Annotated in this window: 21 protein-coding genes; 3 read left to right on the top strand and 18 right to left on the bottom strand. The window is 69.0% G+C overall.

What is annotated here, in order from left to right; translation table 11 throughout:
- Nucleotides 1-20: 20 nt before the first annotated feature.
- The 7 genes from ACZK5N_RS09615 to ACZK5N_RS09585 form a co-directional block, all read right to left on the bottom strand.
- A complete protein-coding gene (locus tag ACZK5N_RS09615; RefSeq protein WP_459019068.1) occupies nucleotides 21-188 on the bottom strand; it encodes a DUF3117 domain-containing protein in 168 nt (55 codons plus the stop codon).
- A 97-nt stretch (nucleotides 189-285) separates the two neighbouring features.
- Nucleotides 286-675 (bottom strand): hypothetical protein, encoded by a 390-nt coding sequence (locus ACZK5N_RS09610; RefSeq protein ID WP_459019067.1) that lies wholly within the window; start codon nucleotides 673-675, stop codon nucleotides 286-288.
- Between the two features lie 3 nt (nucleotides 676-678).
- Nucleotides 679-1413, bottom strand: a complete 735-nt coding sequence (locus tag ACZK5N_RS09605) for an LOG family protein (RefSeq protein WP_459019066.1) — start codon at nucleotides 1411-1413, stop codon at nucleotides 679-681.
- Nucleotides 1410-2480 carry a succinyl-diaminopimelate desuccinylase gene (gene dapE, locus ACZK5N_RS09600; RefSeq protein WP_459019065.1) on the bottom strand — a complete coding sequence of 357 codons (1071 nt, stop codon included), beginning with the start codon at nucleotides 2478-2480 and terminating at the stop codon, nucleotides 1410-1412. The genes ACZK5N_RS09605 and dapE overlap by 4 nt, the downstream gene beginning before the upstream one ends.
- Nucleotides 2481-2575: 95 nt before the next feature.
- On the bottom strand, nucleotides 2576-3418 hold the full coding sequence (locus ACZK5N_RS09595; RefSeq protein ID WP_459019064.1) for a transglutaminase family protein: 843 nt from the start codon (nucleotides 3416-3418) through the stop codon (nucleotides 2576-2578).
- Between the two features lie 22 nt (nucleotides 3419-3440).
- Nucleotides 3441-4361: an alpha-E domain-containing protein gene (locus ACZK5N_RS09590; protein ID WP_459019063.1), complete on the bottom strand. Its 921-nt coding sequence runs from the start codon at nucleotides 4359-4361 to the stop codon at nucleotides 3441-3443.
- Complete coding sequence (locus ACZK5N_RS09585; RefSeq protein ID WP_459019062.1) at nucleotides 4355-5926, bottom strand: circularly permuted type 2 ATP-grasp protein; 1572 nt, start codon at nucleotides 5924-5926, stop codon at nucleotides 4355-4357. Before ACZK5N_RS09585 ends, ACZK5N_RS09590 begins: the two co-directional genes overlap by 7 nt.
- A gap of 117 nt (nucleotides 5927-6043) precedes the next feature.
- On the opposite strand from ACZK5N_RS09585, the gene dapD reads away from it, so the two are divergent.
- Nucleotides 6044-6976, top strand: coding sequence for a 2,3,4,5-tetrahydropyridine-2,6-dicarboxylate N-succinyltransferase (gene dapD, locus ACZK5N_RS09580; RefSeq protein ID WP_459019061.1), 933 nt, complete (start codon nucleotides 6044-6046; stop codon nucleotides 6974-6976).
- The gene (locus ACZK5N_RS09575) at nucleotides 6976-7800 is read left to right on the top strand and encodes a hypothetical protein (protein ID WP_459019060.1); all 825 of its coding nucleotides are present in this window, start codon (nucleotides 6976-6978) and stop codon (nucleotides 7798-7800) included. Before dapD ends, ACZK5N_RS09575 begins: the two co-directional genes overlap by 1 nt.
- Here ACZK5N_RS09575 and ACZK5N_RS09570 read toward each other — a convergent pair.
- From ACZK5N_RS09570 to arfA, 7 genes are all read right to left on the bottom strand, one after another.
- Nucleotides 7797-9725, bottom strand: a complete 1929-nt coding sequence (locus tag ACZK5N_RS09570; RefSeq protein ID WP_459019059.1) for an ABC transporter ATP-binding protein — start codon at nucleotides 9723-9725, stop codon at nucleotides 7797-7799. The two genes, ACZK5N_RS09575 and ACZK5N_RS09570, sit on opposite strands and share 4 nt — an antisense overlap.
- Nucleotides 9718-11574: an ABC transporter transmembrane domain-containing protein gene (locus ACZK5N_RS09565; RefSeq protein ID WP_459019058.1), complete on the bottom strand. Its 1857-nt coding sequence runs from the start codon at nucleotides 11572-11574 to the stop codon at nucleotides 9718-9720. Before ACZK5N_RS09565 ends, ACZK5N_RS09570 begins: the two co-directional genes overlap by 8 nt.
- Nucleotides 11575-11857: 283 nt before the next feature.
- Nucleotides 11858-12880: a glycoside hydrolase family 43 protein gene (locus tag ACZK5N_RS09560; protein WP_459019057.1), complete on the bottom strand. Its 1023-nt coding sequence runs from the start codon at nucleotides 12878-12880 to the stop codon at nucleotides 11858-11860.
- Complete coding sequence (locus ACZK5N_RS09555; RefSeq protein ID WP_459019056.1) at nucleotides 12877-13710, bottom strand: carbohydrate ABC transporter permease; 834 nt, start codon at nucleotides 13708-13710, stop codon at nucleotides 12877-12879. Before ACZK5N_RS09555 ends, ACZK5N_RS09560 begins: the two co-directional genes overlap by 4 nt.
- On the bottom strand, nucleotides 13707-14672 hold the full coding sequence (locus ACZK5N_RS09550) for a carbohydrate ABC transporter permease (protein WP_459019055.1): 966 nt from the start codon (nucleotides 14670-14672) through the stop codon (nucleotides 13707-13709). Before ACZK5N_RS09550 ends, ACZK5N_RS09555 begins: the two co-directional genes overlap by 4 nt.
- The gene (locus ACZK5N_RS09545; protein ID WP_459019054.1) at nucleotides 14672-15997 is read right to left on the bottom strand and encodes an ABC transporter substrate-binding protein; all 1326 of its coding nucleotides are present in this window, start codon (nucleotides 15995-15997) and stop codon (nucleotides 14672-14674) included. Before ACZK5N_RS09545 ends, ACZK5N_RS09550 begins: the two co-directional genes overlap by 1 nt.
- Before the next feature lie 20 nt (nucleotides 15998-16017).
- Nucleotides 16018-17520 (bottom strand): arabinosylfuranosidase ArfA, encoded by a 1503-nt coding sequence (gene arfA, locus ACZK5N_RS09540; RefSeq protein WP_459019053.1) that lies wholly within the window; start codon nucleotides 17518-17520, stop codon nucleotides 16018-16020.
- Between the two features lie 134 nt (nucleotides 17521-17654).
- Between arfA and ACZK5N_RS09535 the strand changes: the two genes are divergently transcribed.
- A complete protein-coding gene (locus ACZK5N_RS09535; RefSeq protein ID WP_459019052.1) occupies nucleotides 17655-18668 on the top strand; it encodes a LacI family DNA-binding transcriptional regulator in 1014 nt (337 codons plus the stop codon).
- Here ACZK5N_RS09535 and dapC read toward each other — a convergent pair.
- From dapC to ACZK5N_RS09515, 4 genes are all read right to left on the bottom strand, one after another.
- The gene (dapC, locus tag ACZK5N_RS09530; protein WP_459019051.1) at nucleotides 18661-19749 is read right to left on the bottom strand and encodes a succinyldiaminopimelate transaminase; all 1089 of its coding nucleotides are present in this window, start codon (nucleotides 19747-19749) and stop codon (nucleotides 18661-18663) included. The two genes, ACZK5N_RS09535 and dapC, sit on opposite strands and share 8 nt — an antisense overlap.
- Nucleotides 19749-20069: a ferredoxin gene (gene fdxA, locus ACZK5N_RS09525; protein WP_459019050.1), complete on the bottom strand. Its 321-nt coding sequence runs from the start codon at nucleotides 20067-20069 to the stop codon at nucleotides 19749-19751. The genes dapC and fdxA overlap by 1 nt, the downstream gene beginning before the upstream one ends.
- A gap of 104 nt (nucleotides 20070-20173) precedes the next feature.
- Nucleotides 20174-21871 (bottom strand): VanW family protein, encoded by a 1698-nt coding sequence (locus ACZK5N_RS09520; RefSeq protein WP_459019049.1) that lies wholly within the window; start codon nucleotides 21869-21871, stop codon nucleotides 20174-20176.
- 77 nt (nucleotides 21872-21948) lie between these two features.
- Nucleotides 21949-23625: a S49 family peptidase gene (locus tag ACZK5N_RS09515; RefSeq protein ID WP_459019048.1), complete on the bottom strand. Its 1677-nt coding sequence runs from the start codon at nucleotides 23623-23625 to the stop codon at nucleotides 21949-21951.
- Nucleotides 23626-23644 lie beyond the last annotated feature (19 nt).

Below are 23644 nucleotides of genomic sequence, written 5' to 3'. Positions count from 1 at the left end.
CGTTGTCGGGGGAGAACAGGTCAGCCCACGACGCCCTTGAGAGCGTCGAGCAATGCCGTGGCCTCAGTGGGGTTCATTTCGACGACGAGGCGGCCCCCTCCGTCGACGGGAACGCGCATCACGATGCCGCGACCCTCCTTCGTGACCTCCATCGGACCGTCACCCGTGCGGGGCTTCATCGCTGCCATCTGCCACCCTCATTCTCTTGCTCGAACTGTGGAACCTGCCCCCATTATTCCGCATCCCACCAAGCACCGGCCCATCCGGGCGCGAAACCGGCTGCCATCACACCGTGTCAGGGGGCTGATCCGCCTCTCCAGGGGCATCGGCCGCCGCCTGCGTCGGCCGCTCGTAGCCGCCCCGCAGCAGCAGCTCGTCGATGACCTGCATGTCGTAGCCGCGGCGCACGACGTCGAACACGGTCTCGGATGCGGGGGACGCGGTGCCGTCGGCGAGCCCGGCCAGGTATCGGTCCACCTGATCCCGCCGGTACCCGGACCAGGCCGTCGGCAGGATCGCCTCCGCCAGGAAGTCGTGGGTCACCGGGCCGACGGGCACGCGGCCGCGAGGGCGGTCGGTGACCGCCTCGGCGGGCATCTCGCCCAGGCGCCCCAGGCCCGCGAACGCGGCGAAACCCAGCGTGACGATGGCGACGGCGACGACCGCGATCCACACGGCTCAGCCCTCGAACTGCCCGGGCGTGCCCATGGCGTCGAGCGCCTCCTCCACGTCGTCGGTGACGGTGACGAGGCTGAGATCGGCGCGCGAGATGAAACCGTGCTCCGCCACGGTGTCGCGGATCCAGTCCATGAGCGGCTCCCAGTGGGACGCGCCGAACAGCACCATGGGGAAGTTCTTGACCTTGCCCGTCTGGATGAGCGTGAGCGCCTCGAACAGTTCGTCCAGGGTGCCGAAGCCGCCCGGCATGGTGATGAACCCCTGGCTGTACTTGAGGAACATCGTCTTGCGGGCGAAGAAGTACCTGAAGTTGACCCCGAGGCTGATGTACTCGTTCATGCCCTGTTCGTGGGGCAGTTCGATGCCCAGCCCCACCGACATCCCGCCCGCCTCGGTGGCGCCCTTGTTGGCCGCCTCCATGATGCCGGGGCCGCCACCGGTGATGACGGCGAAGCCTCGGCGCGCCAGCCCCCGCCCCAGCTCGACCGCCGACTCGTACATGGGGTGATCCGAGCTGGTCCGCGCGGACCCGAAGACGCTCACCGCCGGCGGCAGCTCCTTGAGGGCGTCGAAGCCCTCGACGAACTCCGACTGGATGCGCAGCACCCGCCACGGGTCCAGGTGGCTCCAGGGCAGCCGCGTGTGTTGGAGCAGGGCCTCGTCGGCCATGGGCTGGCGCGTGCGTTCCGCGCCGCCCAGCTCGACGGCACCGGCGCGGCGCTTGGGTTGGGTCATGAGGATGCTCCTTCTGTGCTCAGCCAGCGGCGGAGTCCCGCGGCGCACGTGTCGAGGTCTGCCACGGGACAGAACTCGTCGTCACGGTGGGCGACGGAGGGGTCCGCCGGTCCGTAGTTGACCGCGGGGATCCCGAGCTCGCTGAACCGGGCCACGTCGGTCCACCCGTACTTGGGGCGGGCCGGCTGCCCGATGGCCGCCACGAACTGCCTCGCCGCGGGGCGATTCAATCCCGGCCTGGCCGCAGGGGAGGCGTCGGCCACGACGAGACGCTGGCCGGGGAACCAGCCGCGCAGCCGCGCGAGTGCCTCGTCGACGGTCTTGTCCGGTGCGAAGCGGTAGTTGATCTGCAGCGTGGCCGACGGGGGGATCACGTTGCCCGCCACGCCGCCGCTGACCCCCACCGCGTTGAGGCCCTCGCGGAAGACGAGCCCCTCCACCTCGATCTCCTCGGACTCGTAGGCGGCGAGCGTGGCCAGCACCGGGGCGAGGTCGTGGATGGCGTTGTGCCCCATCCAGGCCCGCGCGCTGTGGGCCGCCGTGCCGCTGACGGTGAGGTCGATCCGGATGGTGCCCTGGCATCCGCCCTCGATCTGGGCGCTCGTCGGCTCCATGAGGACCGCGAAGTCCGCCTGCACGAGGTCCGGACGGTTGCGGGCGAGCCTGCCCAACCCGTTGGCCGCGGCCTCCACCTCCTCGTGGTCGTAGAAGATCCACGTGATGTCGCGGGTGGGCTCGTCGAGCTCCTCGGCCAGCGCCAGCATCACCGCGACCCCGCCCTTCATGTCGCACGCACCCCTGCCCCAGACGCGTGGGCCGTCCGGGTGCTCGATCAGCCGCGACGGCAGGTTGCCCGCCACCGGGACCGTGTCGAGATGGCCGGCGATCACCACGCGCTCGGCGCGCCCCAGTGCGGTGCGCGCGACGACGCAGTCCCCGTCGCGGTGCAGCTCGAGATGGTTCAGCCGAGACAATCGCGCCTCGACGAGGTCCGCCAACTGCCGCTCGTCTCCGGACACGGACTCGACGTCCATGATCTCCTGCAGCAGTGCGGTCAGCCGGCTCATGTCCCGAGCCTAGTAGATCCGCATCGCCTTTCCGGATGGACCAGCGCTCCCGCAGTCGTTCGCCGTCGGGGCATCAACATGTCAGCTGCTGCCGGTCAGGTGAGCCGCGTCATCTCCACCGCGACGAACATCTCGGACCCGCCGGAGCCGGTGTAGATGCCCTTGAGCGGCGCGACATCGGAGTAGTCGCGCCCGAACCCCACCTCGACGTGCGAGCCGCGCGGCTGCGTCTGGTTCGTGGGGTCGAAGCCGAGCCACTCGCCGTCGTAGTACTGGATCCAGGCGTGCGACTCCCCCACCATCGCCTCCCCGATGGCCGGGTCCTGCCGCTGCACCACGTAGCCCGACACGTAGCGGGCCGGGATCCCGATCGAGCGGAGCGCCCCCAGGGTGAGATGCGCGATGTCCTGGCAAACGCCGGCGCGATGCTCCCACACCTCGGCGGCCAGCGTGTGCACCTGGGTCACGCCGGGCACGTAGTCCACCTGCTCGCGCAGGCGCCTGGTCAGTTCCACGACCGCCTCCCCGGGAGTGGCCGCGGTCCGGCGCGCATGCGCGGCCATCGTCAGCACCTCGCGATGGGGGCGGACGTAGCCGGTCTGGGTGAGGAGCTCCACGTAGCGGTCCCGGAGGTCCGGGTTGTCCAGTCCCGCCCACCCGAGGGGCTCGGCGTCGCTGAGGACGTCGTGGATCTCGACGGTGGAGGTGGCCACCACCTTGAGATCGGAGTGCCGTTCGTGGATCTCGAACGCCACGACGGAGGTGCCCCAGTAGTCCTTGTAGGAATGGGTCCATGCCACCGGCGTGATGTCGAGGCGCGACGACAGCACGAGCTGCCGACGGCTGGTCAGCGGCGTCATCCGCGCCTCGTTGAAGGAGTCTGTCGCGCCGCCGCCGTAGTTGTACCCGGTGGTGTGCACGATCCGGAACTGGCTCATCGGAGGCTCCATCGTTGGTGGTTCACCATGCTCCACCGACCCATTCCGCCGCCGAGGAGCCCTCGAAGTAGCGGATGGAGATGGCCTGCGTGGCCTCGGAGCAGACCACCTGCAGCCTGGCCATCTGCTCGGTGAGGTCCAGCAGGATCTCCTCGGCAGGAAGATATTCCAGGTTCGCCCGGGCCGCGCCGAGCAGCCTGGTGGCCGGATCGTCGGGACGGATCCGCTGGTTGCCGGGGCCCAGCAGCGACAGCGAGTCCACGGCGGTGTTGAGCGTGTAGATCAGCGACCGCGGGAACAGCCTGTCCAGGATGAGGAACTCGGCGGCGTCACGGTCCGACGCCAGCGCCCCGTAGCGCTGGACGAACGCGTGATGCGCGCCGCAGCCGCTGAGGACGTGATCCCACGCCCTGGCCGAGTTGCCCACCAGCGCCGGGGTGGTCAGCAGCCGCGACGTCATGTCGATCCGCTCGATGCTGCGGCCCAGGGTGAGGAAGAGCCAGCCCTCGTCGTGGCTCATCGTGCCGTGGGCCAGGCCTGAGATGACTGTGCACCGCTCCCGGACCAACTTGAACATCGACGCGGGCCGCATCCGCTGCAGGCGCCCACCGCGCATCGCCAGCCAGGTGGTGTTGATGGACTCCCACACCTCCGTCGACACCGTCTCCCGCGCGCGTCGGGCGGACTCGCGGGCACTGCCGAGCGCCGCCAGGAAGCTCACCGGTGACTGCTCGTCGTAGCACAACTCCTGCAGGACGTCCGGATCGTCGTCCGTGGGTTCCTGTCCCATGAGGACGAGGAGATCCCGGGTGGCCTGCGCCGGATAGGCACCAGGGTCGTCGAGGCGCTGGTGGAGGTGGACCTCGGCGATGCGGCAGGTGTCCTCCGCGCGCTCCAGGTAGCGGCCGATCCAGAACAGTGAATCGGCGATGCGGCTCAGCATGGCTCCCCCTCCAGCCCGCTCTGCTGCTGTTGTTCGTGCTGGTGACGGATGACGCGGTTGAGCACCGGCTCGGACATCGGCACCGACGAGGGCCGCGGCGGCGGCACCGGCGGCATGGCCGGTGCCACCGGACGGCCGGAGGTCAGCACCCACGTGTCCTTGGAGCCGCCCCCCTGGGACGAGTTGACGATCAGCTCGCCCTCGGGCAGCGCCACGCGGGTGAGTCCGCCAGGGAGGACGAAGATGTTGTCGCTGCCGGAGTTCACCACGAAGGGCCGGAGGTCGACGTGGCGGGGCCTCAGCTCGCCGTCGATCATGGTGGGCACCGTGGACAGCTGCACCACGGGCTGCGCGATCCACCCGCGGGCATCCTTGATGATGAGCCGACGCAGGCGGTCCAGTTCCTCCTGCGTGGCGCGCGGTCCGATGACGATGCCCTTGCCGCCGGAGCCGTCGACGGGCTTGACCACCAGCTCCGCCAGGCGGTCCAGCACCTCCTCGCGGGCGTCCGGCTCCTCGAGGCGCCAGGTGTCGACGCTGGCCAGGATGGGCTCCTCACCCAGATAGAAGCGGATGAGATCCGGGATGTAGGTGTAGACCAGCTTGTCGTCGGCCACCCCGTTGCCGACGGCGTTGGCGATGGTCACGTTGCCGGCGCGGGCGGCGTTGAGCAGGCCCGCGCAGCCGATGAGCGAATCGGCGCGGAACACCGCGGGGTCCAGGAACTCGTCGTCGATGCGCCGGTAGATGACGTGCACCGGCCGCAGGCCGCGGGTGGTGCGCAGCGAGACGTGGCCGCCGTGGGCCACGAGGTCGCGGCCCTCGACCAGCTCGACGCCCATCATCCGGGCCAGCATGGCGTGCTCGAAGTACGCGGGGTTGTAGACGCCGGGAGTGAGCACCACGACGGTGGGGTCCGCAATGCTGGAGGGTGCCGCCGCGCGCAAGGCCGTCAACAGCTGGGACGGGTAGTCCTCCACCGGGCGGATCCGGTGCTTCCCGGCGATCTCCGGCAGCGCGGCGTTGATCGCACGGCGGTTGGTCATCACATAGGACACCCCCGAGGGGCTGCGCACGTTGTCCTCCAGCACGCGGAAGACGCCGTCGTGACCGCGGACCAGGTCGATGCCCGCGATGTGGACGCGCACGCCGTTGGGGGTGGTGAAACCGGCCATGGCGCGGTGGAAGTGCGGCGACGAGGCCACGACGTGGCGGGGGATCACAGCGTCGACGAAGCAGCGGCCCTCGGTGTAGATGTCGTCGAGGAAGGCGTCCATCGCCCGGACGCGCTGCTTGCTGCCGGCCTCGACGTGGGCGAACTCGTCCGCCGGGAGGATGCGCGGCACGATGTCGAGCGGAAAGGGGCGCTCCTCACCGCCGATGTCGAAGGTGACCCCCTGGTCGATGTAGATGGTGCGCAGGTACTCGGAGCGGGCCCGGAGTTCGTCGATGCCGAGCCGCTCGAGACCCTCGGCAACGGTCTTCGCCGCGCCCCGGATGCCCTGGGGCCCGACCATCTCGTCGAAGGCCTCCCCCGGCGGGTAATCGTCGAACAGCGCACTCATGGGGCACAGGCTATTGGGTCCGGGGCGCCGGAGCGCACACGGCGCCGATCTGTCACACAACCCTTACGTGCCCGTGACCAGGGGAGCACGCCTGCGACCGCCACTAGACTGGCCGGCATGACCAACGAGACCCGCACCGCCTGGGCCTGGGGCCTGGCCACCGTCCACACCACCGGGGCCGTTCTTGATGCCTGGTACCCGGAGCCGCGACTGGGTTCCGCCGTCACCGACGAGCCGCCCTCGCTGCTGGCGGAGGCCCAGCAGGTGGATGAGATCCGCCAGGTGGAGTCCCGGGTGGTGAGGGTGGAGATCGACCTCGACGAGCCCCCGGAGTCGGTGGAGGACGCGTTCCTGCGCCTCCACCTCCTGAGCGCGCGCCTCGTACCCCCGCACGGGCTGAACCTCACCGGCATCTTCGGCGTCCTGCCCAACAACGCGTGGACCACGCGCGGACCGGTGCGCGTGGCCGACGTCAACCGGGTCCGCATGCTGCTGCACGCCCGCGGCGAACAGCTCACCGTGTACGGCGTGGACAAGTTCCCCCGCATGGTGGACTACGTGACCCCTCTGGGCGTGCGGATCGCCGACGCTGACCGCGTCCGGCTCGGCGCCCACCTGGCCGAGGGCACCACCGTCATGCATGAGGGCTTCGTCAACTTCAATGCCGGCACCTTGGGCACGTCCATGGTGGAGGGTCGCATCTCCTCGGGCGTCGTCGTCGGGGACGGCACGGACGTGGGCGGTGGCGCGTCCATCATGGGGACCCTGTCCGGCGGCGGCCAGGAGGTCATCCGCCTCGGGGAGCGCTGCCTGCTGGGCGCCAACTCCGGTGTGGGCATCTCGCTGGGCCACGACTGCGTGGTGGAGGCCGGTCTGTACGTCACGGCGGGCACGAAAGTGCGGCTCCCTGACGGGAGCGTCGTCAAGGCGCGCGAGCTGTCGGGGCAGGATGACCTGCTCTTCATGCGCGACTCCCAGACCGGCGCGGTGATCGCGCGCAACCGTCGGGGCTCGAAGGTGGCGCTCAACGCGGCGCTGCACGCGAACTGATGCGCAGAGGCCTCATCGCGGCTCTCGTCACGCTCGCCGTGCTCGCGGGCCTCGGCTTCGCCGGCTGGAAGGCCTACCGGGCCGTGTACCAGCGGATCACCCCGCAGCAGTGCACAGTCGTGATGGAGCAGGGCACCACGACGCTGTCCGCCGAACAGGCGCGCAACGCGGCGGTCATCGTCGCGGTGTCGGCGGAACGCGGTCTTCCGGAGCGGGCCGCGGTGATCGCACTGGCGACGGCGTACCAGGAGTCGGACCTGCGCAACCTGGACTACGGCGACCGCGACTCCCTCGGCCTCTTCCAACAGCGCCCCTCCTACGGCTGGGGCACCGAGGAGGAGATCCTGGACCCGTGGTATTCGTCCGCGCGGTTCTACGAGGAGCTGGTCACGTTCAGCGGATGGGAGACCGGCGACATCAACGACGTCGCCCAGCAGGTCCAGCGCAGCGGGTTCCCAGAGGCGTACCGCCAGCACGTGGACAAGGCGACGGCCGTGGCCGGTACTCTCCGGGGGTCGCGGCCTGAGGGCATCGCCTGCCTGAGCTTCGAGGACTCGCCAACCCCTGACAGGACGGTCTTCGACCGGGTCCTCGGCACCCTCGGATCAGGCGTGACCGTGGCTGCGACGGACACCGGCGTGATCCTCACGTCCGCCGACGAGACCACGCTGTGGGCGGCGGCCCAGCTCGCCGTCGCCAACACCTACGCCAGCGGGCTCACCGCCGTGGTGGTGGGAGACCGCGAGTGGACCAGTGCCGAGGGCGCCTGGCGCGACGCCTCCGAGCCGGCCCCCACCGGCACGGCCGTGCTCACCCTCGGCTAATCCCGCCACGTCCGCCACAGGTCGGCGTACTGCCCGTCAAGCTCCAGGAGCTCGTGGTGGGACCCGATCTCGACGATGCGCCCGCCGTCGAGCACCGCGATCCGGTCCGCGTCATGCGCGGTGTGGAGGCGGTGAGCGATGGCGATGACCGCCCTGCCGTCAAGCAGCGCCGCCATCGAACCCTCCATGTGCCTGGCCGAGGAGGGGTCGATCAGGGAGGTGGCCTCGTCCAGGACGAGCGTGTGCGGGTCGGCCACTATCAGCCGCGCCAACGCCACCTGCTGGGCCTGCGCCGGCGTCAGCGACGTCTTGCCATGGCCGAGCTCGGCGGCCAACCCGCCGGGCAGCTTCGACACCCAGCCCCACGCATCCACTGCACGCAGCGCCTCCTCCACCTCCAAGTCCGAGGCCGTGGCCTCCCGCGCGAGCACCACATTGTCGCGCACCGAGCCGACGAAGACGTGATGCTCCTGCGTGACCAGCGCCACCTCTGTGCGGAGCCGGTCCAGCGGCAGGTCCATGACGTCCACGCCGCCCACCGTCACCTCGCCGACGCGCGGCCGGTTGATGCCGGCGACGAGCCGGCCGAGCGTCGACTTGCCGGAACCCGACGGCCCCACGATGGCCAGCCGCTCCCCCGGCCGCAGGTCGACGTCGACGCCGTGCAGGACGTCCACCCCCGCCCGGTAGCCGAATCTCAGGCCGTTGCCGGTGAGCTTGACGCCGCGGGGCTGCTCCTCACCGGGGGTCCGGTCATCCTCCAGCTGAGCCACGCCGATGAGGCGCGCCGTCGCGACGATGCCGAGCTGCAGGTGATCGAGCACCATGATGACGCGGTCCAGCGGTCCCTGGAGCTGCGAGACGTACAGCGCCGCCGTGGTGATCTGTCCGATGCTCACCCAGCCCTCCGCGTAGCCCCACGTGCCGAGGAGGACGACGCCGACCAGTGGCAGCTGGAACGACGAGTCGACCATGGCGAACAGCATGTTGCGCAGGGTCATCGTGTACCGCTCGGCCTGCGCCGAGACCTCGGTGTCCTCGTCCAACTGCGCGACCCTCAGGCCGCCCAGATCCAGCGCCTCGATCGTCCGTGCGCCCTCGACGGTCTCGGTCGTCGTGGCGTTGATCGTCGAGTAGGACCGCGATTCGGTGATGTAGCCCGCCGTCGCCCGTGACAGGTAATAGCGACCACCCAGCCACATCACGAGTGCCGTACCCACCATCGGCAGCGTCAACAGCCAGGAGTTGGCCACCATGGCCACGAGTGTCGCGCCGATGAGCACGACGGACACGATGAGGTTCGGGAAGGCCCATCGGGCGGCGGTGGCCATCTTCGACACGTCGGAGGTGATGCGGGTGAGAAGGTCCCCCGAGCCGGAGGACTCGACGTGGCCGAGCGGTAGCCGCAGCACGATGCGCACGACCTCCTCCCGCGCGGCCGCCAGCAGGTCGTAGCCCAGTACCGCCGAGGCCCGCCGGGCCGCGAACGTCAACAGCGCCTGCGCGACGATGACGCCGGCGATGATCGACACGAGGCTGGTGAGCCCGGGCAGGTCGAGCAGTCCGCCGGTGACCTGGTCGATCAGCCGGCCGAGCATGTACGGCGCGACCAGGCCGGCGCCGGCCGCCGCGACGTTGAGCACGATCGCCCCTGCCAGCGCCGCCCGTCGGCCCCGCAGCATCCGCCCGAGGAAGCCCAGCGCCTGGCCGGAGGTGGCCACGGGGAACCCGTGCTCGGGCGCGCGGGCATCCGCGTAGACGGCTCGCGCCGCCGCGGTCCGGATGTGGTGGCGCCTGATCAGCGCCTCCAGACGCCTGCGCGGGCCGACGCCGCTGGGCACGTCGAGCCCCTGCTGAAGCCTCGATTCCGGCTCGCCGCTGCGCCACGTGCTGGCCGACGTGGCCGTCAGCGTCTGTTCACTCATCGTCGTCCTCCATGCCGCGCGCGATGACACGGTGGTAATCAGGGTGGTCCCGGAGATCGTGGTGGCTGCCGCGGGCCGCCTCACGCCCGTCGACCAGCACCGAGATGTCGTCGCACTGCCGCAGAAGCAACGGCGAGGCGGTGACGACGACAGTGGTCCGGCCCCGGCGATGGTCAGCCAGGCGCTGCGCGATCCGGGCCTCGGTGTGCGCGTCGACAGCAGACGTCGGCTCGACCAGGATCAGGATCTCGGGATCCAGGAGCAGCGCACGCGCCAGCACGACTCGCTGCCGCTGACCGCCGGACAGGCCCCGGCCCTTCTCGTCGATCCGGCCCTGCCACCCGCCCGGGAGCGCGTCGTAGATGTCCTCGGCGGACGCGACGGTCAGGACCCGCTCCGCCTGCTCACGGCTGTGGGTGCCCCAGGGATCGACGGCGGTCTGCAGTGTGCCGGAGAAGAGCGAGGCGCCGGTATGCGAGACGACGATCGTTCGGCGCAGGTCGGTGATGTCCAGCTGCGAGTAGTCCACCCCGTCGGCGGTGACGCCCCAGGTGCGGCCGACAAACTCGGCGTCTGCCGCCGCACGCCGCTCGCGCTCCGCGATCCTGGCGCGACGCGCCGCCTTGAGTGCCCGGCCGGTGAGATCCTTGTCGTCGTCCGCCTCGTGCGACCCCTCCGGCAGGTAGCGGCCGAGCCGGTCAGCGAGGGCGGCCGACGCGTCCGGATCGGCCGACACGATGCCCAGCATCAGCCCGGGTCGCACCTCGACGCCGGACACCTCGTCGTGCAGCACCGGCCGGCCGGAGAGTGGCTGCCCAGAGCGGGGCCACGGTACGTCCGCGCCGAGGAAGGAGAGCGTCTTCTGCGCGGCCACCAGGCCCTGAACCCATTTCTGGGCGAAGTCGAAGAAGGTCTGCATCGGCGAGGTGAGGAACAGCGCATAGCCGAAGAAGCTGATCAGCTCGCCGACGCTGAGGGTGCCGTCGAACATCGCACGCGACCCGAGGTAGACCAGCGCGACGAGGAGCAGCCCGGACAGCAGGATGCTGATCGCCTCGACGATCGCCTGCCACGTGCCGAGCCGCACCCCGAGCGCGCGGACCTTCTGGGACTGCCGCTCATAATTGCGGGCGAACGTCCGCTCCCCGCCGATGCCCCGGAGGATCCGGAGGCCCGTGGCGATGTCGCTGGCCAACGAGGTCAGCGACGAGCTCTCAGTCCGTTCCGCGGACTGCGCGAGCGTCAGGGGGCGCAACACGGGTGTCGAAGCCAACAGGAGGACCGGGGTCGCGACGAGCACGACCAGACCGAGCGTCGGGGAGGTGGTCAGCATGAGCGCCGACGCCAGGCAGAAACTCACCGCGGCGGCGATCACGTGCCCGAAGGAGTCGATCGTGGCGCCGAACTGGTCGCTGTCCGAGGAGGAGACGCTCAGCACCTCACCTGTCGGGACACGCCGGTTGAGGACGTGGCCCAGGCGGACCGACTGGCGCGACACGCGGCGCTGCACGCCGTAGATGCCGAGCAGCCACATGCGCACGGCGAACGTGTGGAAGAGAATGCCACCGGAGACGCCCACCACGATCACGGCCAGCAGCAGCGCCACCCAGCCGAGGGTGGCCGAGGGGTCGCTCCGGCCCACGCCCGCGTCGATCGCGCGGCCGAGCAGCCAGGGTGTGAGCGCTGCGGGCACCATCCACGACGAGGCCGCCAGCGTCATGGCAGGGACGACCCAGCCGTACTGGCGCATCAGCCAGAACAGGAACCGGCTGGGCGAGCGCACGTCAGGGCGCGAATCGGGAGGGATGGCGGGCGGGAAGTCGTACCGTCCACGCGGTGCTGCATGCATGAGGGTCCTGACGGGCGTCGACGACCGACGCAACAGATGTCTGGGCGGAGGGGGTGGGACGCTAAAGCGTCACGAGGGGCGGTGCCCCGGCGCAGGCCTGGTCAGCGGGCGACGAACGCGCGCGGCCGACCGAGGGCGGCAGAAACGGTAAACATCTGCATGCACCTCCTCCGTGTCGGCGACATGGACACACTAAGCACTCAATCCGGGCTTGTCAACAGCCATCGGGCCAGGCCGCAAGGACCTTGGCGGGGTTCCGCGTCTCTGAGGGCGACCGGTCCCCCTAGGGAAGGCCCAACTCCGTGGCCGGAGGGTCGACCTCAACGGTCTCACCATTGAAGGCGACCTTGGACAACCACATCTTGCGGCCCTCCAGGGAGTCGCCCACGAAGCCCGGCTTCCAGGCGTGATAGACCATCCACCACTGGCCGTCCTTGAGGAACAGCTGGCAGTGACCCGGCCCTGCCGCGACCTCGTTGGTCGCGAGCACGGGCTCAGGGTCCTTCGTGAACGGCCCGAGCGCCGAATCCGCCACCGCGTGGCCCACCGCGTACTTGTCCGAACCGTAATCGTTGGCAGAGTAAAACATGTGGTAAACGCCGTCGACCTTGACCACCGCCGGTCCTTCCACCAGGTGACCCTCCCAGTACAGGTCCTGCTTGAAGAGATCCGTCACCTCGCCGTCGAGCGACAGGCCGTCCGCGCTCAGACGGGCGACTTTGATCAGGGTGTCCACCCCGATGGCGTTGCCGTCGTTCTTCCAGTACAGGTAGGCCGTGCCGTCCTCATCGACGAAGGGTGACGCATCGATCGACCCGCCCTCGTCGATCTCGCAGATGAGCGGCTCGGTGGACTCGTCCACGTACGGCCCGGCCAGCGTCTCCGATGTCGCGACACTCACGCACTGCCACGCCGGATCCGGCGCCTTCGTCGTGTAGTACAACCGGTAGGTGTCGTCCGGCCACGCGATGATCTCCGGCGCCCACACCTTGCCCGACGACGACCACGGCGCGACGCTGGGCAGCGCGTCGCGGCCCTGCGCCCACTCCACGAGGTTGTCGCTGCTGATCGTCTGCACGTTCATCCCGTTGCCGTTCGTGGCGATGGCCAGATAGCCGTCGCCGTCGGTCAGTACCTGTGGATCGGGGAAGTCCAGCGGGTAGACCGGATTGGTGGGCTGCGACACTGTCGACTCTCCTTCGGTGGACGTGACGGAGGGAGACGACGGCTCCTCCTGGGGGCTGCATGCCGTGACCAGAACGAGGCTGATCACGGCGATGAGCGGGCGCAGCTGACGGCGGGTCACTTCATCCCCGAGCTCGCGACGCCCTCGATGATGTAACGCTGCACGAACACGTACAGCAGCAGCACCGGCACTGCCGCGACGGTGGCGCCGGCCATGATGACCGGGTAGTCGATGGTGTAGGCACCCTGGAGCCGCGAAAGCCCGATCGGGATCGTGAGCATCTCGGTGGAGAACATCACGTACAGCGGCCAGACGAAGTCGTTCCAGTTGGCGAGGAAGGAGATCACCAGCAGGGTGACCACTGCGGCGCGGGCGTTGGGCAGCACGATGCTCAGGAAGATCCTCCAAGGCCCCGCCCCGTCGATGCGGGCCGACTCCTCCAGCTCCATCGGGAGCCCGAGGAAGAACTGCCGCATGAAGAACACGCCGAAAGCGCCGGCCGCGCCGGGCACGATGAGCGCCAGGAACGAGTCGAGCCAGGTGAGGCGCGACATCATCTCGAAGTTGGGCATGAGGAAGATGAATCCGGGCACGAACAGCGTGGAGATGATCACGGCGAAGATGATGTTCTTGCCGGGGAAGGTGAGCCTCGCGAGCGCGTAGCCGGCCATGGAACAGACCGTCACCACGAGGATCGCGTGCCCGGTGGCCGCCACCATCGAGTTGAGGAACCATCGGAGCACCGGAGTGGTGGAGTCTGCGGCGAAGAGAATCTCGTAGGCGCGCATCGTCCACTCCTGCGGCATGATCGTCGGAGGCACGCTCTGCGATTCGATCCTCGTCTTGAACGACGTCAGGATCATCATCACCACCGGTCCGACGAACACGACGGAGAGGAGCAGGAGGGCCAGCCAGAAGAACGGGTTGCGGTTTCGCTTGCTGGCCTTCATGCGTGGGCCCCTTCCTTGACGTCGAGCTTCCGCTGCCGCTTGAGTTCCCTCGCCTCACGCGCGGCGTCCTTGTCGCGCATGAGCCAGAAGTTCAGCACCGACACGAGTGCCAGTGCGACGGCCAGCAGGTAGCTCATCGCCGCTGCCTGTCCAGCGCGGTTCTGCCCGAAGCCGACGCCCGTGATGACCATGATGGCCGTCATCGTGGACTCGGTCGGGCCACCCTGGGTGATCAGGTAGGACTGCCCGAACATGTTGGCGCTGGCCAGGATGGTGGTGACCATGATGAAGATCAGCACCGGGCGCAGGCCCGGCACCGTCACGTGGATGAAACGCCGCCACGGGCCCGCCCCGTCGAGCGCCGCAGCTTCGTAGAGGTAAGGCGGGATGTCGCCGAGGCCGACCATGTAGATGATGGCGTTGAAGCCCATGGTCCACCAGACGGTCACGCCCACGAGCGCCATCCACGCCCAGGGCTGATCCGTCGTCCACTGGATGTTGGCCCCGAAGATGGCGTTGACGATGCCGAAGTTGCCGTCCAGCAGGTAGCGCCACATGACGCCGATCACCGCGACGCCGAGCACATACGGGACGAAGTAGACGGCACGGAAGAACGTGCGGCCGGGAAATGCGGTGTTGAGGAGCACAGCCAGTCCGAGTGGGACGGTGACGAGGAACGGCACGCTGGCCAGGGTGAAGATCGCGGTGTTGCTCATGCCGCGCCAGAACGGCTGGAACTGGACCGCCAGCGGGTCGAACAGGTCCGCGTAGTTCAACAGGCCGACGAAGGGGCGCGCCTCCAGGGTGAAGTCCCAGTCGTGCAACGACATCCAGAAACCGTAGAGGGCCGGAAGGGCGACGAACACACCGAACAGCAGCAGGTAGGGCGCCAGGAAGAGGTAAGCGGTCAGCGGCGACCCGCCGGCGTTACCTCGGCGCCGGCGGGTCGGGCTGGTGAACATCAGACGTACTTCTTCGCGTTCGCCTCGAGGATCTTGTTGGCGCGCTCAGCGGAGGCGTTCAGCGTCGTCGCGACGTCCTTCATCCCAAGCGTGATCTCGTTGACCGCCTTTTCGAACTCGAGCATGGCGTCTCCGATGCCGGCAACGGCCGGCGGGAAGCGCAGATCGTCGATCTGCTTGGCCAGCTCGGCCTGGTACGTGAGCGCGGCGAACTCGGCCGACTCGCGCACGGAGTTGCGGGCCGGAATCTGTCCGCCCTTCGCCCACTCGAGCGACTGCTGCGAGATCCAGTTCAGGAACACCCGGGAGGCTTGACCCTTGTTCTCGTCACCCGACTTCTGGGTGGGCAGCACGAACTGGTGGGAACCGGCCCAGGCGGCCTTCTCGCCACCGATGTTGGGCAGGACGGTGACGCCCCAGTCGAGGTCCTTCTTCTCGGCGAGGGTGTTGATGGACCAGATCCCGTTCCAGTTGAAGGCCGTCTGGCCGTTCTGCAGCGCGATGAAGTCCGCGTCCTGGCCGACCTTCGGGTTGGAGTAGCCCTCCTTGATGAGGTTCTGCCACCAGGTGAGCGCCTCGACGCCACCGTCCTCCCCCCAGGCCGCCGTCGAGGCGTCCTCGGAGAAGAGGGTGCCGCCGAACTGATAGACCAGCGACTGACAGGTCAGGCCGCCGGTGAAGTTGAACGGGGAGGCCCAGTGACCGGCGATGCCCTTGCTCTTGAGCGCGTCGAGCGCGGCCATGTAGGCGTCGTGATCCATCGGTGGCGCCTCGGGGTCCAGCCCCGCGCTCTCCATGACGGTCTTGTTGTAGAAGAAGCCGAGCGGGTGCACGTCCAACGGGATGGCGTAACGCACGTCCTTGTACACGCCGGCCTGCCACGGCACGGGCGCGAAGTCGCCCTCCGTGAGCTCGAGGGCGGCGGCCACATCGTCGAGCGGTTGGATGACCTTGCGCGCGGCATTGGTGGCCACTGAGTCCACGTGCATGACCGCCACGTCCGGGCCGTTGCCGGACTGCACCGCGGTTGGCAGCTTGGTGTAGTAGTCGCCCCACTGCATCGTCTGCACCGTGACGGCGATGTTCTCGTGCTCGGTCTGGAACTGGTCCACGAGCTTCTTCATGTAGGCACCGTCGCCGCCCGTGAAACCGTTCCAGAAGGCGAGGGTGACGGCGGGACCGTCGTATCCCGCCGCGCCTCCGTCGCCGGTGGCAGAGGCCGCGCTGGTGGGGGTGGTGGCGCTCTGGCCACAGGCTGCGAGTCCGGCGGTGGCCCCGACTGCGAGGCCGGCACCGAGCAGTCCACGTCGACTGATCGAATTCATGAAGGTTCCTTTCGAGGTGTTCAGGCTGACCGGACGGACAGCCGGACGCAGTGCCAGGACACTGCGGGGAGGGTGAGTGTGAGAACGGCATCGTGGAGGGAGCTGGCGCCCTGTTTGGGGGCCACCTGTTCGTTCCCGGCGGTGTTGGTGAGGGTGTGGTCGTTCTCGTGGACGAGGATGTGCTCGACGAGGTCCACGTCGCCGAACGCGCTGAGATCAACCGTCGTGGTGAGACCGTCGCGCTCGGACCGGTTGACGCAGAACAGGACCAGATCGCCCGTTGCCGCATCGAGGGTGGCCGTGGACCAGATCTGATCCACCTCACCGAAGATCGGCGTGTCGATCATGGGCGATTCCACGCGGAGGTCCAGCACCTCCCCACGGGCATAGCGGCTGGTCAACGCGAAGGGGTGGAAGATGGTCTGGCGCCACGCCGGGCCATCGGGCTCCGTGCGGATGGGCGCGATGATGTTGACCAACTGCGCCTGGCAGGCCATGGCGACGCGATCGGTGTTACGCATCAGGGTGATGAGCAACGATCCGACGACGACCGCGTCGGCGACCGAGTAGACGTCCTGAATCAGCGGCGGCGCCTCCTGGACCGCGAGGGAGTTCTCGCCGTCGAAGCGCTCCTGGAACCAGACGTTCCACTCGTCGAACGAGACGGAGATCTTCTTGTCCAGCTTGTGGGCCGCGGCCACGGCGTCTGCCGTTGCGGTGACGGATCGGATGAACCGGTCCATGTCCTCCGCACTGGCGAGGAACGACGCCATGTCGCCGCCCACGGGCTCGTAGTAGGCGTGGGCCGAAATATGGTCCACCACGTGGATGGACCGCTCGAGGACCTCTCGCTCCCATGCGCCGAACGTCGCGATCATGCGGTTGGAGGAGCCGCACGCCACCAGTTCGAGGGTGTCGTCGAAGCGACGGAAGGCGCTGCCCACCTCCTCGGCCGCGCGTCCGTAGTCTGCCGCCGTCATGTGGCCGATCTGCCAGGGCCCGTCCATCTCGTTACCCAGGCACCACACCTTCACGCCCCAGGGCTCGACGCGGCCGTTGGCGGCGCGCTGAGCGGCCAGGGTGGTGCCGGTGCCGTTGACGTAGTCCAGGTACTCGACCGCATCCTCCAGCCCGCGCGTGCCGAGGTTGACCGCCAGCATGGGCTCTATCCCTTGACGCTCACACCAGGCGAGGAACTCGTCGGTGCCCACCTGATTGGTCTCGATGGAGCGCCAGGCGAGGTCGAGGCGACGGGGCCGTTGGTCCTTCGGGCCCACACCGTCCTCCCACTTGTAGTTGGACACGAAGTTGCCGCCGGGGTACCGGATCACGGTGGGCGCCAACTCGCGGACGAGTTCGGCCACGTCCTGGCGGAATCCGTGCTCATCCGCCGTGGCGTGTGCGGGTTCGTAGATGCCGGTGTAGACGCACCGGCCCATGTGCTCGACGAAGCTGCCGAAGATTCGACGGTTCAGCGGGCCCACGCGGTAGGAGGGATGGATCGTGATGTGGGACTCAGCCATTGAGCGCCTTTGCAACGGGAGTAATTTATGATTCTGAGTCTGCATCCTCGACCGTCCACGGCGCAAGTCCGCGAAGATCACAATTTTACAACGGTAGTAAATCTCGCCTGACCGATCAGCGGTACCCTGCACACATGGCGGTGACACTGCGTGACGTGGCGGACCTGGCGAAGGTGTCGCTCAAAACGGTGTCGAACGTGGTCAACGGCGCGGTCAACGTGCGTGAGTCGACGCGCTCCCGCGTCCAGGCCGCCATTGACGAGCTCGGCTACCGGCCCAACCTCGCTGCCCGCAACCTCAAGTACGGCCGTGGCGGTTTCCTCGCGCTCGCCGTCCCGGAACTGGCCATTCCCTACTTCACGGAGCTGGCGGCCAAGTTCGACGCGGCGGCGGCGGAGTTGGGCTTCATGATGCTCCTCGACATCACGCGGGCCGACCCCGGCGTCGAACGCGTCGTGTTGAGCGGTGTCCAGTCCCGGATGATCGATGGCGTCGTCTTCTCCCCCATGAGCCTGGATCGCGGCGAGATCGAGGCCAACATGAAGGCTGAGGTGCCCATGGTCTTCCTGGGTGAGCGGGCCATCCCTGCGGGTGTGGACCACGTAGCGGTGGACTCGGTGGCCGCCGCACGCTCGATGACACAGCACCTGATCGATATCGGCCGTGAGCGGATCGGGACGATCGGCCGGAGCCAGGGCGTCACCACGGGCTCAGTTCGACAATCCGGGTTTGCCTCCGCCATGGACGCCGCGGGCATGACGGTCCATCCTGACTACCTCAAGGGCACGATGGCGTACACGCGCGAGGCGGGGCGAACGGCGATGCACGAACTCCTCGCGCTGACCATCCCCCCAGACGCGGTGTTCTGCTTCAACGACGTCCTGGCGGTGGGCGCCCTCCGAGCCTGCGCCGAGGCGGGGGCCCGTGTTCCCGAGGACGTTGCGGTAGCCGGCTTCGACGACATCGTGGAGGGGCGCTACACCACCCCCAGCCTGACCACCGTCACCCCGGACATGGACATCCTCGTGCGGGAGGTCCTCCGCATCCTCATCCGGCGCATCGAGGGCTACACCGGACCCGGAGAGCGGATCCACATCCCCTGGAGACTCACGGTCCGGGAGTCCACCAGGGGGCGGCGGCCTAGGTGAGGCGCGCCGCCGCCGCCGCGACCCGCTCGTCGGTGGCCGTCAACGCAACCCGCACATGCCTCGCCGCAGCTGCGCCGTAGAAGTCGCCCGGGGCGGCCAGGATCCCGCGCTCGGCAAGCCAGGCCACGCTCGCTCGGCTGTCCTCGTCACGCGTGGCCCACAGGTAGAGGGACCCCTCGGAGTGCTCGATACAGAACCCCGCGGACTCGAGGGCGGGTCTGAGCAGCGACCGTCGCGCGAGGTAGCGCCCGCGCTGCTCCTCCACGTGGGTCTGGTCCCCCAGCATCGCGACCATGGCCGCCTGGATGGGGGCCGGCACGATCATGCCTAGGTGCTTGCGCGCGGCCACGAGCTGTTGGACGACGGCCGGGTCACCCGCCGCGAAACCTGCCCGATAGCCGGCCGCGTTGGACCGCTTGGACAGTGACCCCACCGCCAGCAGGCCGGTCACGTCGCCGTCGTTGACGCGTGGATCCAGCACCGAGGTGGGCTCCGCGTCCCAGGCGAATTCGCCGTAGCACTCGTCGCTGGCCAGCACCGCGCCACGAGCGCGGGCCGCGGACACGAACGCGCGCATCTCCTCCAGCGACAGGATCCGACCCGTGGGATTGGCGGGTGAGTTGATCCACACGAGCCGCGCGTCCTCCGGGAGGACGGCCGGGTCATCCAGCGGGACCGGCCGTGCCCCCGCGGTCAGCGCGCCCACCTCGTAGGTGGGGTAGGCGCATACCGGGAAGACCACGGCGTCCGACGGACCGAGGTCCAGCAGGGTGGGCAGCCAGCCCACGAGTTCCTTGGTGCCCACGACAGGCAGCACGCCCTCGTCCGGCAGCGGCAGCGCCGCCCACCGCCGCTCCAGGTAATCCAGGATGGCCCGGCGGGTGGCGGGGGCACCCCACACGGTCGGATACCCGTGGGCGTCCGCCGCCGAGGCCAGAGCGTCGCGGGCGAGCTGCGGTGTGGGATCGACCGGGGTGCCGACCGAGAGGTCGACGATGCCGTCAGGATGCGCCTCCGCGACGCGCCGTGCGTCGCGGAGCGTGTCCCAGGGGAAGTCGGGGAGCCTTGCCCCGAGGCCCATCACTGCGCCTGGGGCGGCAGCGCCTCGACGTAGGGGTGATCCTTGTTGATCACGCCGAGCTTCGCGGCGCCACCGGGCGAGCCGATCTCGTCGAAGAACTGCACGTTGACGTCGTAGAACTGGGCCTGCTCCTCAGGCACGTCGTCTTCGTAGTAGATAGCCTCGACGGGGCACACGGGCTCGCAGGCGCCACAGTCCACACACTCCTCCGGATGGATGTAGAGCATGCGATTGCCCTCGTAGATGCAATCCACCGGGCACTCCTCGACGCAGGCGCGGTCCTTCAGATCAACACAGGGCAAACCGATGATGTACGTCACTTCTCACTCCTTCAAGGGCGGACGAGGACAGCTTAGCGTGGCGTCCGCGGCCGGGGTCCCCGCCGCCCGGACGCGCGGGCTGCGCGTCGTTTCGCTGCTGGCGATCAGCCGGCGCAGGTGATCTTGTCGCCCGCGCTGTACTTCCAGCGGTAGTCCTCGCGCTTGACCACCTCGGAGCCCTGGTAGAAGAGCCGCTGCCACGTGACGGTGAACCCCTGGATGGGCGCCTGAGGCTCGCACGGCGCCTCCGTGACGACCCGCTCCTCGCCGGCGTAGAAGTCCGATTTCCTCAGCTCCGTGGACTCCACCTTGGTGTAGGTGCGCTGCGACCAGATGCGGAAGGTGATGCTCCCTCGGACTCCGGGGCTGGACTTGCTGACGTAGCCCTGGATGATGGCCGGGTACGAGGTGTCGTTCCTGAAGCGCATGTCGAGGGCGCCGTAGTAGATGGTGGCCTCCCTGCCTGCGGGGTAGCGATCGAAGTAGAGGCTGTGCGGCTTGTGTTCGATGTCCTCAAAGCCGGCGAAGAAGCCGGCGTTGTAGAGGGTGGTCGCGGCCTGGGAGATCCCGCCGCCCGCCTCCTTGACGAGGCGTCCCTGGTTGATGACGTAGCCATCCACATATCCGTTGGCGGTGGTGCGTGGCCCCAGGGTGTCGTTGAGGGAGAAGATCTCCCCGGGGAGCAGCACCGTGCCGTTGACCGACGATGCGGCGCGGCCGAGGTTGGTGTTGCGGTAGTCCGCGTGCGGGAAGCGCGTGGTGAACTCGCCGATGACCTCCTTGGGCGCGGCGGCCTGCGCCTGTTGCGTCGTGAACTCCGGCTCCTTGGTGGTGATGGTCACCGGGACGGTGCGGGCATCCCCGGTGGCCGTGGCCGCCGCGGTGACGGCCTCCACGAACGCGGCCTCCTCCAGCACCTCGCCGGTGACCGCGGGCACCACCACGGGCGTGCCTGTGGTGAAGCTGTAGCTGGCATCCTTCGGCGCGTTCAGATCCAGCGCCTCCTGCGCCTCGGCCGTGGCCTCGAACAGCGCCGGCCCGTCGATCTGCGGCTGCAGCGCGCCGTCGACCACGGAGAACGTGGTCACTTCCGCCAGGGACCCGGGTGCGATCTGCATCGAGGCATTCTTGTGCGTCAGGGTGACCGGGCCGCTGAGCAGGGGCTCCGCGTAGGTGGTGATTGCCTCGTCGACCATGGCGTCGGTGACCGCGGGCGCCCGCTCGGTGGTGACCGCCTGCACGTTGCCACGGCCGGCGAGGAATGCCTCCTCCACAGCCGTCGCGGTGGCGTCGGCGTCCATCTCCTGAGCCGCGACCGCCTCGGTCCGCGCGATCCGGCCGTTCTCGAACCCCAGTGAGGCGTCGACACCCTCGACGGTGAAGTTGTCCGCGACGGCGGAGACGGCATCCGTCAGTGCCGCGTCGTCGACGACGCGGATGAGCGCCACCTCCTCGCCGCCGGCGAGCGTGGTGAAGATCTCCACTGGGTTCCAGCTGAACCCCCCGCCCGCGGCGCGGACGGTGGCGTCGAAGTCTGCCGACAACCCGATCTCTGCCGGTTCGAGGGGCACGGACATGGGTCCCGCGCTCAGCGTAAGGGGTGCGTCGACCTTCGGGCCGAGCTCAGCGCGTAGTATCTCGGTGGCCTGGGAGGGGGACATGCCACCGATCGCGACCCCCTCGACGGAGGCCTTGGCCGGCACCTGGTTGCCCGCGATGAAATAGGAGGCGACGTACCCACCCCCCAGGACCACCATGGCACCGGCTCCGACGCCGATCGCGATCTTCGTAGCTTTTTTCACGTCCACCCCTCAGCGGCCAAATGCCGCGCAACGGCTCCCATCGTACGAAACGCGGAGCCAGCCGCCCAAATGCCCACTCAGCGCACGCGCAGGTTCCACGGCAGGCTGAGCACGCCGGAGCCGTGCAGGCCCGCTCTGCCCGCCAAGGCCGCCAGCACTGCCTCCGCATCCGAAGGGCCCACTCCCCCGGCGGCCGTCTCGCTGGACGTGGCGGGTTTGATCAACGCCAACACCCCGGAATCCCCCTGATGGGTGACCTTGATCGCGTCCGGGTCGAGGCCCGCCAGTGCGCAGGCCCGCCCCACCGCGACCCTGCGACCGCCAAGGTGGTCCACCAGGCCTCTCTCCTTGGCGTCGGCACCGGTCCACACCCGCCCGCGGGCGAGGGCCTCCAGGTCGTCGTAGGCCATGCCCCGGTCCTGCGCCGCGAACGTGGTGAAGTCCAGGTAGACGCGGTCCAGCCAGGCGTTGAGCCGCTCCCAGTCCGCGTCGGAGAACCGCGAGGTGTCGGACAGGAACCCGGCGCTCTCGCCGATCGGGAGGGCCTCGCGAATCAGGCCCAGCTTGTCGTAGAGCCCCTGCGTGACCATCTTGCCGCCGAGCACGCCGATGGAGCCGGTGAGCGTGGCGGCGTGGGCGACGATCTCGTTGGCCGGCATCGACACGTAGTAGCCACCCGACGCCGCGAAGTGCCCCATCTGCGCTACCACGGGCTTGCCCGCGTCGCGGAGCCGAAGGACGGAACGACGGATGAAGTCCGACGCCACCGCCGAGCCGCCCGGGGACTCGACGTCGAAGATCACCGCCTTCACGTCGTCGTCGTGCAGGGCCGCGCGCAGGTGCTCGTCGATGACGTCCGCGCCCGCCTGCTCGCCGCCCAACGGCGAGCGCTGGCCCCGGCCGGTCACGATGGCGCCACGCAGCGTCACCACAGCGACCTTCGGCTGCCCGCGGCGCAGCTTGCGCTTGAGCGCCTGCTTGGAGGTATAGCGATGAGCGAACAGCAGGTGCTCCGGTTCGGCCCCCCACGCGCCGAGCGCGGCGGCGTACGCCTCGTCGCGGTAGCCGATGTGGTCGATCAGTCCGAGCGCGTGGGCCCGCTCCGGCGTGACGGGGGCCTCGTTGACGCCGGTCCAGACCTGCTCCGCGCTCAGCCCGCGGCGGCGCGCGATGGACGCCACGATCTCGTCGACCAGGGACTGACCCAGGCGCTTGATCATCTCGCGGTTGGCCTCGGTGACGTGGTCCGCCTGATAGGTGTCCGCCGCGGTCTTGTACTCGTGCCGCTGGCCGAACTGCGGCTCAACGCCGATCTTCTCCAACAGCCCACGCATCAGGGTGATGGTGAGCTCGACGCCGTGGATGCTGAGCATGCCCGTGGGCTGCACCCAGATCTCGTCTGCCGCGACCGCGAGCCGGTAGGCCGCCAGCCCGCCCGACAGCTCCCCGAAGGACTCCGCCCACGCCATCGTCGGCTTCTTCTCCCCGAAGGCCTCCACGAGACCCGCGATCTCCTCGACGTGGGCAAGGAGTGTCTGCGACGGGACAGCGTGGACGATGAGCCCCACGACCCGTGGGTCCTCGGCGGCGTCTGCGAGGTGTTGGCGTAGCGCCCCGAGCGTGGCGCTGTTGATCAGCTGAATGGCCTGCATCGGGTTGGTGGGCTTGGTCACCAGCACGCCGCGGGCCATGTCGAGTTCCAGCACGATCGTCGTGTCGCCGACGACCTTGCCCACGAGATCCTTGATTCCCATGCGCCCAGCATACGGACCT

The sequence above is a fragment of the Tessaracoccus pujii genome, assembly GCF_055326215.1.
Note: the sequence above shows the minus strand (reverse complement) of the source record. Positions and strands in the feature narration are given on the sequence as shown.

Coding starts and splice junctions, on each gene's coding strand:
- ACZK5N_RS09605 (WP_459019066.1), bottom strand. CDS start 1,413: ATGACCCAACCCAAGCGCCGCGCCGGTGCCGTCGAGCTGGGCGGCGCG.
- ACZK5N_RS09515 (WP_459019048.1), bottom strand. CDS start 23,625: ATGGGAATCAAGGATCTCGTGGGCAAGGTCGTCGGCGACACGACGATC.
- ACZK5N_RS09565 (WP_459019058.1), bottom strand. CDS start 11,574: ATGCATGCAGCACCGCGTGGACGGTACGACTTCCCGCCCGCCATCCCT.
- ACZK5N_RS09545 (WP_459019054.1), bottom strand. CDS start 15,997: ATGAATTCGATCAGTCGACGTGGACTGCTCGGTGCCGGCCTCGCAGTC.
- dapC (WP_459019051.1), bottom strand. CDS start 19,749: ATGGGCCTCGGGGCAAGGCTCCCCGACTTCCCCTGGGACACGCTCCGC.
- ACZK5N_RS09590 (WP_459019063.1), bottom strand. CDS start 4,361: ATGCTGAGCCGCATCGCCGATTCACTGTTCTGGATCGGCCGCTACCTG.
- ACZK5N_RS09570 (WP_459019059.1), bottom strand. CDS start 9,725: ATGAGTGAACAGACGCTGACGGCCACGTCGGCCAGCACGTGGCGCAGC.
- ACZK5N_RS09595 (WP_459019064.1), bottom strand. CDS start 3,418: ATGAGCCAGTTCCGGATCGTGCACACCACCGGGTACAACTACGGCGGC.
- dapE (WP_459019065.1), bottom strand. CDS start 2,480: ATGAGCCGGCTGACCGCACTGCTGCAGGAGATCATGGACGTCGAGTCC.
- ACZK5N_RS09615 (WP_459019068.1), bottom strand. CDS start 188: ATGGCAGCGATGAAGCCCCGCACGGGTGACGGTCCGATGGAGGTCACG.
- ACZK5N_RS09550 (WP_459019055.1), bottom strand. CDS start 14,672: ATGTTCACCAGCCCGACCCGCCGGCGCCGAGGTAACGCCGGCGGGTCG.
- ACZK5N_RS09555 (WP_459019056.1), bottom strand. CDS start 13,710: ATGAAGGCCAGCAAGCGAAACCGCAACCCGTTCTTCTGGCTGGCCCTC.
- ACZK5N_RS09585 (WP_459019062.1), bottom strand. CDS start 5,926: ATGAGTGCGCTGTTCGACGATTACCCGCCGGGGGAGGCCTTCGACGAG.
- dapD (WP_459019061.1), top strand. CDS start 6,044: ATGACCAACGAGACCCGCACCGCCTGGGCCTGGGGCCTGGCCACCGTC.
- arfA (WP_459019053.1), bottom strand. CDS start 17,520: ATGGCTGAGTCCCACATCACGATCCATCCCTCCTACCGCGTGGGCCCG.
- ACZK5N_RS09575 (WP_459019060.1), top strand. CDS start 6,976: ATGCGCAGAGGCCTCATCGCGGCTCTCGTCACGCTCGCCGTGCTCGCG.
- ACZK5N_RS09535 (WP_459019052.1), top strand. CDS start 17,655: ATGGCGGTGACACTGCGTGACGTGGCGGACCTGGCGAAGGTGTCGCTC.